At 64.1% G+C, this 13,273-nt stretch carries 13 protein-coding genes; 2 read left to right on the top strand and 11 right to left on the bottom strand.

The genetic code is table 11. The features are described from left to right. Positions 1 to 34 precede the first annotated feature (34 nt). The 5 genes from AB4850_RS03750 to AB4850_RS03730 form a co-directional block, all read right to left on the bottom strand. The gene (locus tag AB4850_RS03750) at positions 35 to 1,027 is read right to left on the bottom strand and encodes a helix-turn-helix domain-containing protein (protein ID WP_414441265.1); all 993 of its coding nucleotides are present in this window, start codon (positions 1,025 to 1,027) and stop codon (positions 35 to 37) included. Positions 1,028 to 1,106: 79 nt separating this feature from the next. Continuing rightward, on the bottom strand, positions 1,107 to 2,147 hold the full coding sequence (gene antC / locus AB4850_RS03745) for an anthranilate 1,2-dioxygenase electron transfer component AntC (RefSeq protein WP_414441264.1): 1,041 nt from the start codon (positions 2,145 to 2,147) through the stop codon (positions 1,107 to 1,109). A gap of 15 nt (positions 2,148 to 2,162) precedes the next feature. Beyond that, a complete protein-coding gene (gene antB, locus AB4850_RS03740; protein ID WP_414441263.1) occupies positions 2,163 to 2,666 on the bottom strand; it encodes an anthranilate 1,2-dioxygenase small subunit in 504 nt (167 codons plus the stop codon). Between the two features lie 3 nt (positions 2,667 to 2,669). Continuing rightward, the gene (antA, locus tag AB4850_RS03735) at positions 2,670 to 4,046 is read right to left on the bottom strand and encodes an anthranilate 1,2-dioxygenase large subunit (RefSeq protein ID WP_414441950.1); all 1,377 of its coding nucleotides are present in this window, start codon (positions 4,044 to 4,046) and stop codon (positions 2,670 to 2,672) included. A gap of 209 nt (positions 4,047 to 4,255) precedes the next feature. After that, positions 4,256 to 5,014, bottom strand: a complete 759-nt coding sequence (locus tag AB4850_RS03730) for an SDR family NAD(P)-dependent oxidoreductase (protein WP_414441262.1) — start codon at positions 5,012 to 5,014, stop codon at positions 4,256 to 4,258. Positions 5,015 to 5,210: 196 nt separating this feature from the next. On the opposite strand from AB4850_RS03730, the gene AB4850_RS03725 reads away from it, so the two are divergent. Beyond that, positions 5,211 to 6,131, top strand: a complete 921-nt coding sequence (locus tag AB4850_RS03725; RefSeq protein WP_414441261.1) for an AraC family transcriptional regulator — start codon at positions 5,211 to 5,213, stop codon at positions 6,129 to 6,131. A gap of 82 nt (positions 6,132 to 6,213) precedes the next feature. Here the strand turns inward: AB4850_RS03725 and AB4850_RS03720 are convergent, their stop codons facing one another. Together AB4850_RS03720 and AB4850_RS03715 are read right to left on the bottom strand one after the other, a co-directional pair. Then, complete coding sequence (locus tag AB4850_RS03720) at positions 6,214 to 6,558, bottom strand: cupin domain-containing protein (RefSeq protein ID WP_414441260.1); 345 nt, start codon at positions 6,556 to 6,558, stop codon at positions 6,214 to 6,216. A gap of 150 nt (positions 6,559 to 6,708) precedes the next feature. Then, positions 6,709 to 7,641 carry an AraC family transcriptional regulator gene (locus AB4850_RS03715; protein WP_414441259.1) on the bottom strand — a complete coding sequence of 311 codons (933 nt, stop codon included), beginning with the start codon at positions 7,639 to 7,641 and terminating at the stop codon, positions 6,709 to 6,711. 91 nt (positions 7,642 to 7,732) lie between these two features. Here AB4850_RS03715 and AB4850_RS03710 point away from each other — a divergent pair, with 91 nt between their 5' ends. Further along, positions 7,733 to 8,653: an NAD(P)H-binding protein gene (locus tag AB4850_RS03710; protein ID WP_414441258.1), complete on the top strand. Its 921-nt coding sequence runs from the start codon at positions 7,733 to 7,735 to the stop codon at positions 8,651 to 8,653. Between the two features lie 149 nt (positions 8,654 to 8,802). Here the strand turns inward: AB4850_RS03710 and AB4850_RS03705 are convergent, their stop codons facing one another. The 4 genes from AB4850_RS03705 to AB4850_RS03690 form a co-directional block, all read right to left on the bottom strand. Continuing rightward, on the bottom strand, positions 8,803 to 9,312 hold the full coding sequence (locus tag AB4850_RS03705; RefSeq protein WP_414441257.1) for a prolyl-tRNA synthetase associated domain-containing protein: 510 nt from the start codon (positions 9,310 to 9,312) through the stop codon (positions 8,803 to 8,805). Positions 9,313 to 9,393: 81 nt separating this feature from the next. Then, the gene (locus AB4850_RS03700; RefSeq protein ID WP_414441256.1) at positions 9,394 to 10,806 is read right to left on the bottom strand and encodes an aspartate ammonia-lyase; all 1,413 of its coding nucleotides are present in this window, start codon (positions 10,804 to 10,806) and stop codon (positions 9,394 to 9,396) included. Then, positions 10,799 to 11,782 carry a LysR family transcriptional regulator gene (locus tag AB4850_RS03695; RefSeq protein WP_414441255.1) on the bottom strand — a complete coding sequence of 328 codons (984 nt, stop codon included), beginning with the start codon at positions 11,780 to 11,782 and terminating at the stop codon, positions 10,799 to 10,801. The genes AB4850_RS03700 and AB4850_RS03695 overlap by 8 nt, the downstream gene beginning before the upstream one ends. A gap of 46 nt (positions 11,783 to 11,828) precedes the next feature. Next, positions 11,829 to 13,205, bottom strand: coding sequence for an MFS transporter (locus AB4850_RS03690; protein ID WP_414441254.1), 1,377 nt, complete (start codon positions 13,203 to 13,205; stop codon positions 11,829 to 11,831). Positions 13,206 to 13,273 lie beyond the last annotated feature (68 nt).

Here is a 13,273-nt window from a genome sequence, read left to right as displayed (position 1 = left end):
AGCGTGCCGGCTCTGGGTCGGGCCGCCTGGCGGCCTACCCTCGCCGCTTCAGCGTCTGCGACGGCGTTTCGCCAAACAGCGCCTTGTACTCGGCCGAGAACCGGCCCAGGTGCGTGAAGCCCCAGGCGAGCGCCATGGTCGACACGTTGCGTGCCGAACCGTCGCTCACCAGGTCGCGGCGCACGCCCTCCAGCCGATAGCGCTTCAGACAGGCCATCGGCCCCTGCCCGACGTGCTGGCGGAAGCTGGCGAACAGCTTCTGGCGGGATACGCCGGCGGCCCGCTCGATGTCTTCCAGCGTCACGTCTTCCCGGGCGTGCGCCTGGATGAACTGGCGCGCCAGATGCACGTAATGCGGCACGGTCGGACGCAGCACGTCGGCGAGTTCGGTGGAATAGTTGTGCGGCTGCGCGATCAGCAGGCCCTTCAGCAAGGCCTGCTCGAGATCGCCCGCCATCTGAAGATGATTGAGCAAACCGCCCGAGCGCTCCATTTCGTCGGTCAGGAAGCGCACCATGCGCCACCAGGCGCCCGGCTCGCCGGCCGCCGCACTCATCTCCGGCTCGAACGTGATCGCGTCGGCGAACGGGCGCTGCAACAGGCCTTCCAGCACCTGCCGCAATGCCGCGCGCGGCACCGACATGATGATCTTCCGGCAATTGCCGCCGATCGACAGCGCCTGCGTTTCATGTGGCGAGAGGATCACGCCCTTGTCGGCATCCGACAGCCAGGTGCGCCCGCGCGCCGCGAGCTCCTGCTGGCCAATCAGCGGCAGGCTGATGCTGTAGCAGTTCAGTGGCTCGCCGTCCTCGACGGAGATCGTCACGTCGGTGCCGTATTCGACATAGCCGAGCGTGGTCGCCATGGAGCGCAGCACGGTGCCCGAGTGATTGAACTGGACACGGTTGGGACGGCTCACCTGCAGCCCGTGCGGGCCGCAGATATGCGCCATCCAGTCGTGTGCGCCTTCGAAGTCGTGCCGCGTGGCATGGATGCCGTGACCATCGATGGCGAGAGGGGGAGCCATGGCGTCGTCTGTCGTTCGTCCAATCCTGGCATGTTAGCCGAAACTTGCGGCTGGAAATAAATGCGTATCGGCGGGCCGGTCAGGCTGCCTGATGCACACTCCCGCTTTCCCCGAACTTCTCGAAGTGGAGCCGGACATCGTCGATGCCGGCCTCGCCAAGCCAGCCGCGAATCGCTTCGACCATCGGCGGCGGCCCGCACAAATACATATCGAACGGCGCCGCCATCAGCGACGCACGCGGCAGGTGATCGGGAATCAGGCCCGTCTTGCCCTGCCACTCGGGCGACGGCTTCATGACGACGATTTCATACGAAAATTGCGGAATGCTCGCCGCATAGGCCTTGATCCGCTCGATTTCGCACAGGTCGCGCGTGTGCGTGACGCCGTAATAGAGCCGAACCGGCTGCCCCCCGGCGCCGTTCGCCGCCAACTGGTCGAGCATGCCCAGAAACGCCGACAAGCCGGTACCGCCGGCCACCATCACGATCGGCCGCTCGACGTGACGCAGGTAGAACGCCCCGAACGGCGCCTCGAATTCGATCGTCTGCCCCGCCTCGCAACGCTCGCGGATATACCGGCTCATCATGCCGTCGGGCAGCAGCCGGATCAGGAACTGCAAGCGGTTGGCGTCGTTCGGGCAATGCGCGAACGAATAGGCACGCCATGCATCCGTGCCCGGGACGTTCAGGCGCGCATATTGACCCGGAAGGAAATCGAGCCGGCGTTGATGGGCGCTTGCGTCCACCTGCAGGATCGCGGTTGTCTCCGACACCTGACGCACCCCCACGACACGCCCGCTCAAGCGTTCGGTGCCGGCCGCGCTGCACAGCGTCGAATCGAAATCGTAGCTGAACGATGCGTCCGATTGCACGCGCGTCTGGCACGACAGCATCTTGCGCTGCGCCAGATCGTCGGCGGACAGCGCCTCGTCGTCCACGTAGTCCTGCGTATAGAGCCCCGAATCGCAGCGCCCCTGGCAGGTGCCGCACACGCCCTCGCGGCAATCGAGCGGAATCTGGATGCCGTTTCGCAGCGCGGCATCCAGCAGGATTTCGCCTGGACGCGCATCGAAGAACACGGTTTTTCCATCGGCAAAATTGAAGGCCACCTTATGACTCATCGCGCGTCCCTCCGCTTACAGATGATAGAAATCAAGCACCGCGTTGATGGTGTCGTTGAGCAGCAGCACGTGCTTGCGCATGATCTTCCAGCTCTCGCCATCGGGCCGCAGCCGGTAGGTCGCGCGACCGAAGAAATGCTCGGCGACGCCATGACGCGCATAGAACGTCGCCCAATTCGCCTTCACCTCGATCTCGCCGTCGGCACCGCCTTCGGCCGGTGCGATGCGTACGTTGGTGATCTGGTGCATGGTGCGCGGCATCGGCGTGCAAGCCGCCGACTTGCCGGTACGCACACGGAACACCCGGTCTTCCAGGCCACCGCGATTGGCGTAATAGACGAGCGACATGCCGCGCTTCGGGTCGGTGGTGTATTCGTGCTCGGAATCCCATTGCGGCACGTGGTATTCGCTGTTCTCGTCGAACAGCGCGACGTATTCGTCCCATTGCTGCAGATCGCACAGCTCGGACTTGCGATACAGGAATTGCTCGACGGAATACTGGATGGCTTGATTCGACACGGTTCAGGCCTCCTGACGATCGGCGGTCATTGCACCGAGACGCTTGAGCAGCGCGTCGCGCCAGGCACCATGCTGATTGACGTACAAGCCTTCGTGCGTCAGCTCGGTGCCGGTCAGCGCCGGCGCGATACCGAGCAGTTCGGCGTTGACCGTCATGCCCGCCACCCACTTCTGGTGGCCTCGCGAGATGTCGCTCCAGCGCTCCAGGCGCGCCTGGAAACCGCGCTGCTGCTCGCGAAACTCCACGAGGTCGTCGGGCGTGCCCATGCCCGACACATTGAAGAAATCCTCGAACTGCCGGATGCGGTTTTCGCGATCCTGGTCCGATTCGCCCTTCACGCCGATGCACTGGCTGATCACCTCCGTCTTGTTCCAGCTGATCGGACGCACGATGCGCAATTGCGAGCTGATCTGATCCATGAAAAACAGGCTCGGATAGATGTTCAGATTGCGCAGGCGGTGCATCATCCACTCCGCCTTTTTCTGGCCATGCGTTTCCACGAGGCGCGGCATCACGCTCGCGTAGCCGGGGCGCACGGCAGGATTGGGCATGTCGCTGAACAACAATGCGTGGCCGTTTCGGAATGCGAACCATCCGTCGTCGGTTTCGGTATCGCCCGCGCCGAGCTTGCTGTAGTCGAGCGTTGCGCTGCCGCCGGCGCCCTTCTTGAGGTTCTCTTCCTGGCGGTGCTGGACCGTCGCCACGTAGTTGAAATGCACGGTGCTGACGTGATAGCCGTCGAGGCCGTTCTCGTTCTGCAGCTTCCAGTTGCCGTCGAACGTGTAGGTGGACCTGCCGGGCAACACTTCGAGTTCTCCGGTCGGCGATTGCGCCACCATCATGTCCAGGAACACGCGGGCGTCGCCGAGATAATCTTCCAGCGTATCGGTGCCTTGCGCATCGAGGCTGACGAACACGAAGCCCTTGTAGCTCGCGATGCGCGCCTTCTTGAGGCCGCGCCCGGCCTTGTCGAAATCGTCGCCGTACTCGTTCGGCGCCTTGATCTTGACGAGGCGGCCGTCGCTCTTGTAGCACCACGCATGGAACGGGCACGTGAAGGTGGACTGGTTGCCCTTGCTCATGCGCGTGAGCGTGGCGCCCCGATGCTGACAGGCGTTGATCATCGCGTGCAGCGCGCCGTTGCCGTCGCGCGAGACGATCAACGGCTGGCGGCCCGCGCGTATCGTGATGAAATCGTTGGGCTTCGAAATCTCGCTTTCGTGGCACGCGTAGATCCAGTTCTTCTCGAAGATCAGTTCCATCTCGAGATTGAACAACTCCGGCTCGGTGAACATCTCGCGTGCAATGCGATAGATGCCGTCGTCCGGACGAAAGTCGATGCAGCCGCTGACGAAATCTCGCCAGCGGACCGGGTTCATTTCAGCGTTCACGATTGCATCTCCAATGGCATCTCGGCCAGGTTGTGGGAAGCGGGTGGGGGACGAGATGCATTAGAAACCGGACTATTTGCGGCGGCTATCCGGTTGGTGGGGGAATGCTATCCAGTTAGTTTGGAAGGAGCGTGAAATCGATACGTTTGGCGGACTTCTCCGGCACCACCGCTCGCCGCGATCCGCCCCTTTCACGCTCAGGCGCCTGCCTTCACGCTCATGCCGCCATCGGCCATCACGACCGATCCGACCATGAAGCTGGCTCGCCCGGAGGCAAGGAACAACACCACCTCCGCGATTTCCCCGGGATGCGCCGCGCGTCCAATCGGCGCACGTTCTCCGTGAGCCGCCAGCGCGGCGGCGCCGTTGCCGTCGGGCGCAACGTGATCGAGGATGTGGGTGAGGACATCGCCGGAACCCACGGCATTGACCCGGATGCCGTGCTCGATCGCCTCCAGCGCAAGCGTTCGCGTCAATTGCGCAAGCGCCCCTTTCGATGCGGTATAGGCGGCAATCGTCGGGAATGCGAAATACGACGCATAGGACGCCACGTTGACGATGGCGCCGGAGCACCGCGGCATCATCGCTTTCATGGCTTCGCGCGAGTGCAGGAAGGCGCCTGTCACGTTGACGCTCATGATCCGCTCCCAGTCGTCGCGCGACATGTCCACCACGAGCTTGTTGATGATGATGCCGGCGTTGTTGACGAGCAGATCCAGCCGGGAAAACCGTTCAACGGCAAGCGCCACCGCTTTTTCCGCGCTGCCGTCGGCCGAGATATCGGCAACCAGCGGCACGACATGCGGCCCGGCCAGCGCTTCGACGGCGGGATCGATATCCTCGGCCACCACGCAGGCGCCGCGTGCCACGAGAAGATCGGTGATGGCACGTCCAATGCCGCTGGCCGCGCCGGTGACGATCGCGACTTTTCCTTCAACCTCGTTGATATCCTGCATGGTCGTTTCCTCGAAAATCGATTTACCGAGTCACCTGACGATCAGGGTTCGAAATCGTGAAAACGAATGTACCTGCCGGATTTTCGACGAGCCATGGCTGTGGTTCTCGGACTCTTGCCTATAAGTATCAAACGGGCATCCCGGCCTCGCATATCGCCTATATTGGCGAGGGTCAGTGAAAAACGCGGGAGAGAAGATGCCGGAACGGCAGAAGCAAATCGTCAGGCAGATCGAACGGCTCGCGCCCAACGAGGGATATACGGCGTCGATGCTGGATGCGGTCAGCTTTGTTCGTGCCAACCGCTCGCTCGGCCGCACGCCGGTTTTGTACGAACCGAGCATCGTGCTCGTCTGTCAGGGCCGCAAGCGCGGCTTCCTGGGCGATGAGGTCTTTCTCTATGACACCCATCACTATCTCGTGCTTTCGGTACCGCTGCCGTTTTCCACGGAAACGGAAGCGAGCCCCGAGGAGCCGTTTCTCGCCGTCACCGTTCGCCTCGATGCCAGCGTCACTGCGGATCTGATGCTCGACGTGGATACGCCCGGCAGCCAAGCACCCGCGACGCCGCGAGGCATTTATTCCACACCCTTGAACGATCGGCTTTCAAGAACGCTGCTTCGTCTTCTGGAAGCGCTCGGCTCGCCGCTGGAGGCGCGAATCGTCGCCCCCCTCGTGGTGCGCGAGCTATGCTTCCTGGTGCTGACCGGCGAGCAAGGCGATGCCATGCGTGCGTCGCTTGCGACGACCGGCCATTTCTCGCAGATTGCACGGGCGCTTCGCCGCATCCACAGCGATTACGACAAGCGTATCGACGTCGACAGCTTGAGCCATGAAAGCGGCATGAGCGTGCCGACGTTTCACCGCCATTTCAAGGCCGTGACTCACACGACGCCGGTTCAATATCTGAAATCGACGCGCTTGCACCAGGCGCGCCTGTTGATGATCCGCACCGGCCTGACAGCCGCCGCGGCGTCCGCCACGGTCGGCTACGAAAGCCCTTCGCAATTCAGCCGGGAATTCAAGCGGGAATTCGGTCGATCGCCGACCGAAGAAGTCGGCCATATGAAGGCGGCATTCGGCTGGTCCGCATCGACGCTCGACGCCGATCCTCGGTGATCGATTGTCGATAGGTTCCGAGCCGCGATCGGCGCACCGTTCGCAGCCGAACGCCGCCCGGAATCGAACCGCGATGCTTCGTTCAGGCAAACACGAAATACTTCCGCACCGTCTCCACCACCTCCCACGTGCCCTTCATGCCTGGCTCGATCACGAACACGTCGCCGCCCTTCAGATGCACGGGCGCCTCGCCTTCGGGCGTGATGATGCAATAGCCTTCGAGGAAGTGGCAGAACTCCCATTTCTCGTAGTTCACTTCGAACTTGCCCGGCGTGCAGATCCACGTGCCCATGATCTTGCTGCCGTCCTTGGAAAGATACGCGTTGAGATTCACGGTGTGCGGATCGCCGCCGATGCGCTTCCACTTCGTGGCGTCGACAACGGGAACGGGGCAGGTTTCGCGCAAAACGGTGATGAAGTCGGACATGTCGGTTCCAGGCGGTCGGATGAGAAGGCGTTCACGTTATGCCAAAAGCCCGGCCCGGGCTAGTACGCTTGCGACACCGTTCCATCCAATTTCGACATCGCGCCGCCGGGACCGGCACATCGCCTTCCGGGCCGCCCATCCAACGAACCATCAATCCGGCGTATTCAGGCCGTCCACGTCAGTCCGGGCATAGCGACGCGGAGAACAGCCCACCACCCGCTTGAATGCCGTATTGAACGCATTCTCCGATTCGTAGCCGAGTGCGGCCGCGATCTGTCCAAGCGTCTCGCGGCTGTTCAGCAGCTTGTCTTTCGCCAACCGCATGCGCCAATGCGTCAGATAGGCAATCGGCGTTTCGCCGACCCGCTCCCGAAATCGCTGCGCGAAAACGGATCGCGACAGGCCTGCATGGTCGGCCAACTCGGCAATGGTCCAGCGATGCGCCGCATCGAGATGCATCGCTTCAATCGCCTTGCCGACGTGCGGATCGGCAAGCGCATATAAAAGACCGACCCGTTCGGTCGCCTGCCGAGACAGATGCAATCGAAAAGCCTGCAGCAATATGAAATGCGCCAGATGACGCGCCGCAAGCGCGCCACCCAGCCTTCCCGGTTGCACCTCGATCATCATGTGTTGAATGCACCAGTGCATGGCGGCACGATCTTCGGCCTGATGCAGATGAATCAACGGCGGCAACGTGCCGAGCAGACTTCCGGCTTCGCGCGCATCGACTTCGAAGCGCGTGCCGACAAACGCGAAACCGCCGCCGCCGTTGTGAACGAGGACATCGCCCGGTTGTATGCCGGCCAACACGTCTCGCGCCTGCACCGGATGCAGGGCGAGATCGCTGGCCAGCGTGAAGGGCAACCCGGCCGGCAGGATGATGCAGTCGCCTTCCGTCAGGCGGACCGCGTGGTCGATACCGTCCATCGCCAGCCAGCATGCGCCGGCTATCACCGCATGACACTTGATCGTGCCGGGCCGGCTGCCGAAACGGATGGCCCATGCGCCGCCTGCATCGACGCCGGCGGTCAGAAAGCTTTCGGGCTTGAGAATCGAGAGGATTTCGGAGAGTGGGTCCACGGTGCTCGGACGATTGCGAAGAAATCAGCGACGATGGACTATAGCTCGACGATTGCACGGCAGGTAGGCTTCCATTTTCATTGGAGGCGCCATGATCGTTGTCACTACCCCCACCGGAAATATCGGCCGTCATGTCGTTCGGCACCTGCTCGACGCCCACGCGGCAGTGCGCCTGATCGTGCGCGACGCCAACACGCTGCCACCGGCTGTTCGCGAACGCGTCGATATCTTCGAAGGGTCTCACGGCGACGCCACGATCGTCGATCGGGCCTTGCGCGGGGCCGATGCGGTTTTCTGGCTGTGCCCACCCACGCCATCGGCAACACCGGATGCCGCCACGGTCGACTTCGCCCGGCCGGCGGCAGACGCAATACGTCGGCATGGCGTCGCGCATGTGGTGGCCGTCACCACGCTGGGGCGTGGCACGCAGTGGCAAGATCGCGCGGGGAATGTTACCGGCTCGATCCGGATGGTCGATCTGATGCGGCAGACCGGGGCCTCGGTTCGCGGGCTCGCCCTGCCGGCATTCATGGACAACGCGCTGCGGCAGATCGAAGCCATCCGTCACGGCAAGATGGTCGGGCCGATCGACCCGCACCGGAAGCTGCCCCACACCGCGACGCGCGATTCCGGCCTCGCCGCCGCCGGGCTGCTGCTCGATCGCTCGTGGTCGGGCCAGGAGGACATTGCCGTGCTCGGTCCGGAAGAACTTTCGTATGGCGAACTTGCGGCGATCGTCTCGGAGACGATCGGGAAACCGGTGCAATACGAACGTCAGTCCTACGAAGCATACAAGCAGGCTTGCATCGGTCGCGGTTTCACCGAGGCGTTCGCACAAGGTTTCGTCGACATGCTGCGCGCCAAGGAAGAAGGGATGGACAACGCAGCGTCGCGCGCCACCGCGATCATCGGTCGGACAAGCTTCCGCCAATGGGCCGAGGAGGTGTTGAAACCGGCTATTTTCGATGGACAAAAAAATGCCGGGGGACCGAACAATCGATCCACCGGCTAACACCTTAGATAAGGTACGAGGCTCAAAGCAGTTGACCTCGATGTGCTAATCGTACGCGGAATACGGCGGCAATTGTGGCGTGACTGTGAGGATATGTGGCAGAAGTTTGTGCTACGTCTGAACCACCGCGCAACTGCTCCCGCAACGCCTCACTCGCCTGCCGCCACGCGCGCCGGCAACGCCAGCCATTCGCCCGGCCGGTCGAGGCTCGCCAGGAACGCATCGAGCGCCGCGCGCGACAGTGCGACGCTCGCCGTGTTCTCCAGCGGATGAAACAGGAAAACGGGTTCGCCTTCGAGGTCGGTATCGAGAATCAGGCGCACGCGCCGCGCGTCGTCGTTGACCAGCGCGAGCGGGCTCAGCGAGCCGGTGCGAATGCCGAGCAGTTCGAACAAGCGGTCGCCGGACGCGAACGACAGCCGCTTGCTGCCGATCGCCTCGGCCGCCGCCCCCAGGTCGAGCGCCTTGTTCGACGTGGTGACCACCAGGAAGTACTGGCCCTTCTTGTCCTGCAGCAGCAGGTTCTTGCAACGCGCGCCGTCGAGCGTCAGCGTCAACAGGCCCGACTCGGCCATGTTGAGCACGGCGTCATGCTGCTCGTACGCAAACGGAATGCCGCGTTGCGCCAGCCACGTCAATACTTCGTCTTTTCCCAACATGCCGATCGTTCGCTCCACCATGGGCACGCCCGCCCGGAACCGTTCCGGGCGGGCGCGGGCCGTTATCGCCAGGCTGCCATCTTACGCACCGAACACCGGATGCGACGCCACGTCGATTTCCTTCAGCGTGTCCTGCTTCGACAGCAGCCCCGTTTCTTCCAGAATGCTGACAAGCGGGCGCCCTTCGGCCACCGATTGACGCGCGAGCTTGCTGACGCGCGCATAGCCGATCTTCGGCACCAGCGCGGTAGCCACCGCCATCGATTCGATCAGATGCCGCTCGTTGCGCGCCGCGTCGGCCTGGATGCCCGTCACGCATTTCCGCGCGAAGCGTGCGATGCCATTCGTCAGCAGTGCGATGCTGTCGAACACGCGCGAGGCCACCACCGGCTCGAAGTGGTTGATTTCCAGTTCGCCGTATTGCACGGCCTGCGCCACGGCCACGTCGTTGCCGACCACCGCGAAGCTCAACTGGATCATCGCCATCGGCAGCACCGGGTTCACCTTGCCCGGCATGATCGACGAGCCGGCCTGCGCCTCGGGCAGGCGCAGTTCGCCCAGCCCGCCCACCGGGCCGGACGACAACACCATCAGGTCCGAGGCGATCTTGGCCAGCGACACGGCGCAGGTCCGCAGTTCGGCCGAGACGCGCGAGAACACGTCCATGTTCTGCATCGCGTCGAACGAATTGGCCGGCGCTTCGTAATTCACGCCGGTGACTTCGCGCAGATGCGTGTAGGCCGCGGCGCGATAGCCGGCCGGCGCGCCGAAGCCGGTGCCGATCGCGGTGCCGCCGAGCGGCAGCGTGCGCAGCTTGTCGCGCACGGCGGCAAGCTCGTCGGCCAGGCGATGCGTCAGCGCCGCGTAGCCGCCGAACACCTGGCCGAGCCGCATCGGTTGGGCATCCTGAAGACAGGTGCGGCCCAGATGCAGGATGCCGGCGAACTCGGCGGCCTTGGCGTCGAACAGCGCGGCGAGCTGCGCCACCTCGTCGATCAGCGGCGCGAACATCGCGTAGGTCGCGATCTTCAGCGCGGCCGGATACGCATCGTTGGTCGACTGCGAACGGTTGACATGATCGTTCGGATGCACGACTTCATAGCTGCCGGCCGGGTGCCCGAGAATCTGCTGGGCGCGGTTGGCGATCACCTCGTTGAAATTCATGTTGGTCGAGGTGCCACCCGAGCCTTCCATCAGGTCCACCACCAGCGACGCGTCGAAGCGGCCTTCGATCACTTCCCGGCACGCCTGCACGATGGCGTCGCATTGCGCCGAGCCGATCACGCCGTTGTCGCGATTGGCCAGCGCGGCGGCCCATTTCACTTGGGCGAACGCATCGCGAAACGCCGGATAGTGGGCGATGCTCAACGGCGACACGCTCAGGTTGTCGACGCCGCGCACGGTGTTGACGCCATACAGCCGGTCGCCGGGAATCGTCACGTCGCCCACGTAATCGCGCTCGGTACGTTGTCCGGCCTGGTTCTGCTCACTCATAAGTTTCCCTGTTTCCTAAGCTGATCAGTTGTTCGATCTGTTTGCCGACGGCCTTCACCCTCGGCAGGAACGACGTCTCGATCACGCCGTGCGCGGTATCGCAGGCATCATCGAAAAATGCGTTGTATTCGTCGCGGCGCGCCACCAGGTACAGCGAGCGCTCCAGCTCCAGCTTCTCCACCACATGCACGGCCACGTTCGATGCATGCGTGATGCCTTGCAGCAGGCACATCGGCGAGGTGATCGCCCAGCCGATGCCCTCGGCCACCATCGAGGTCAGCGCGTCGGCGTTGTCCAGTTCGAGCCGGTTCGGCAGCCGCAGGTCGATGCGGCGCAGATAGCGGTCGATCTGCAGGCCGACCTGCGACGAGCGGTTGAAGCGCACGATCGGCAGGCGCGCGCCCAACTCGCGCAACTCGTCGACATTGCGCACCGGCTTGCGAAACTCCTTCGGCGTAATGACGAAGTAGCGCTCGGAAAACAACCGGTAGCGCACCACGTCGTTCGCGTCGATCAGCGGGTCGCTGGTCACGATCAGGTCGAGATCGCGCCGCAGCAGCGCCTCGCCCTGCTGCGGGCTCAGGCCGGTGCGGATCGACAGTTGCGACACCTTGCCGAGCAGCGCCTTGGTGAACACCGAGCCGCAGGTCGAGGCGAACGAATCGACCAGCCCGATGCGCAGGTCCGGCTTGATGCCGCGCCCGGCCTCCACCACCTGCGCCTTGAGGTTGGCGATTTCCTCGCTCAACACCGCGCCCCGGTTGCGCAGCGCGATGCCGAACGGCGTCAGCGTGAGCGGCCGCGTGGTGCGGTTCACGAGCACCACGCCCAGTTCCTCTTCCAGTTGCCGGACGATCTGCGAGACGCCCGATTGCGACATGCCCATGCGCGTCGCGGCGGCCGACATGCTGCCCTCCTCGGCCACGGCGACGAACACGTGGACGGCATGCATATCGATCGGTTTGTTCAGCGGCATCTCGGTTCCTGGTGGAAGCCCGTGCGGCACGCGCTTGCGTTGCCGGTCAGGCTCGGGTTCGATGGGGGTTCACGCCGGCGGACGTGCCGTGTGCCGATGCGCTGGCCGCGGGATTGTCGTCCGTCATGTCGGCAAGGTTGTCGCGGCCGGTTTCCGGCGCCAGCTTGTGGCAGAAGACACCGCCGAACAGCAGCACGGCCACGCAGGCGCCGAGCGCCGCATGCACGCCCACGTGCTGCACCGCGAGCGGCAGCAGGAACGTGCTGATCGCCGAACCGAAGCGGCTCGACGCGACGGCCAGGCCCACGCCGGACGCACGCAGGTGGGTGGGGAACAGCTCGGGCGGATAGACGAATTCGAGGTTCGCGGCCGCCGACAGCACGCAGGCGAACAGCCCGAACGCGAGCATGGTGCCGACCGGCCCGAAGTTGCCGTAGGCGAGCACGGCGAGGCCCAGCGCCGCCAGATAGAACGTGCCGATCAGGAATTGGCGGCGCGAGATCCGGTCGATCAGCAGCAGGCCGATCACCGCGCCGGCCAGGATCAGCACGTTGTAGACGAGGCCGCCGAGGAACTTGTCCTTCACGTGCAGCGCTTCGAGCACCTTCGGCGCGAACGTGCCGAGTGCGAAATAGGGAATCACCTGGCACGCGTAGAACACGCAGCCGACCAGCGTGTTGCGGCGCCAGCGCGGCGAGAACAGCTCGGCCCAGGCGCCGCGATGCGCCTGCGGCACGGCGGCCGGCTCGGGCAGCATCACGTTCGGCCCGAAACGGCGCGCGATGATGGCGCGTGCTTCGTCGGCCCGGCCGCGCTTCATGAGCCACATCGGCGATTCCGGCACGATCAGGCGGAACGGCAGGATCAGCAAGGCGGGCACGCCGCTCGCGGCGAGCATGATGCGCCACGCGTCCGGCCCGATGTCCTTCATCGTGAAGCCGGCCAGATAGGCGCCCACGTAGCCGGCGGCCCATGCCGCCGCGAGCACGCTGAGCAGGCGGCCGCGATAGCGGCGCGGCGAACATTCGGTCACCAGCGATTTGCTGACCACGTAATCGGCGCCGAGAATCAACCCGAGAATCACGCGCAGCACCAGCAATTGAGTGGGCGAGGTCACGAAATACTGCGCGGCGGACACCACCGCGAACAGCAGCATGTCGTAGGCGAAAATCGTACGGCGTCCGTAACGATCCGCGATCGGCCCGGCCAGCATGCTGCCGAAGAACAAGCCCGCCAGCGAGGCCGCGCCAAGCAGGCCCATCCACACCGCATCGAGATGCAGCGGGCCGGCCGCCATGCTGACGGCAATGCCGATGATGCCGAGCACGAAGCCGTCGCTGAATTGCCCGCCCGTTCCACTGAAGGCCACCCCGACATGAAAGGGGCGCAGCGGCAGGTCTTCAAGTAATTGTCTGTTCACCATCGTCTCCGGTCTCCAAGGCGGCGCCTATCGGCCATGTCTGGCGATGCGCCGTGGAAACGAGTGTAGGG

Origin of the sequence: Burkholderia sp. 22PA0106 (assembly GCF_047497155.1) — a bacterium.
In the GTDB taxonomy this organism is placed as follows: domain Bacteria; phylum Pseudomonadota; class Gammaproteobacteria; order Burkholderiales; family Burkholderiaceae; genus Burkholderia.
This window is presented reverse-complemented; position numbering and strand designations above follow the sequence as displayed.

Excerpts from the sequence above, each read along its gene's own strand:
- AB4850_RS03750 (WP_414441265.1), bottom strand. The coding sequence starts at position 1,027 with ATGGCTCCCCCTCTCGCCATCGATGGTCACGGCATCCATGCCACGCGG.
- antC (WP_414441264.1), bottom strand. The coding sequence starts at position 2,147 with ATGAGTCATAAGGTGGCCTTCAATTTTGCCGATGGAAAAACCGTGTTC.
- antA (WP_414441950.1), bottom strand. The coding sequence starts at position 4,046 with ATGAACCCGGTCCGCTGGCGAGATTTCGTCAGCGGCTGCATCGACTTT.
- AB4850_RS03730 (WP_414441262.1), bottom strand. The coding sequence starts at position 5,014 with ATGCAGGATATCAACGAGGTTGAAGGAAAAGTCGCGATCGTCACCGGC.
- AB4850_RS03725 (WP_414441261.1), top strand. The coding sequence starts at position 5,211 with ATGCCGGAACGGCAGAAGCAAATCGTCAGGCAGATCGAACGGCTCGCG.
- AB4850_RS03720 (WP_414441260.1), bottom strand. The coding sequence starts at position 6,558 with ATGTCCGACTTCATCACCGTTTTGCGCGAAACCTGCCCCGTTCCCGTT.
- AB4850_RS03710 (WP_414441258.1), top strand. The coding sequence starts at position 7,733 with ATGATCGTTGTCACTACCCCCACCGGAAATATCGGCCGTCATGTCGTT.
- AB4850_RS03705 (WP_414441257.1), bottom strand. The coding sequence starts at position 9,312 with ATGTTGGGAAAAGACGAAGTATTGACGTGGCTGGCGCAACGCGGCATT.
- AB4850_RS03700 (WP_414441256.1), bottom strand. The coding sequence starts at position 10,806 with ATGAGTGAGCAGAACCAGGCCGGACAACGTACCGAGCGCGATTACGTG.
- AB4850_RS03695 (WP_414441255.1), bottom strand. The coding sequence starts at position 11,782 with ATGCCGCTGAACAAACCGATCGATATGCATGCCGTCCACGTGTTCGTC.
- AB4850_RS03690 (WP_414441254.1), bottom strand. The coding sequence starts at position 13,205 with ATGGTGAACAGACAATTACTTGAAGACCTGCCGCTGCGCCCCTTTCAT.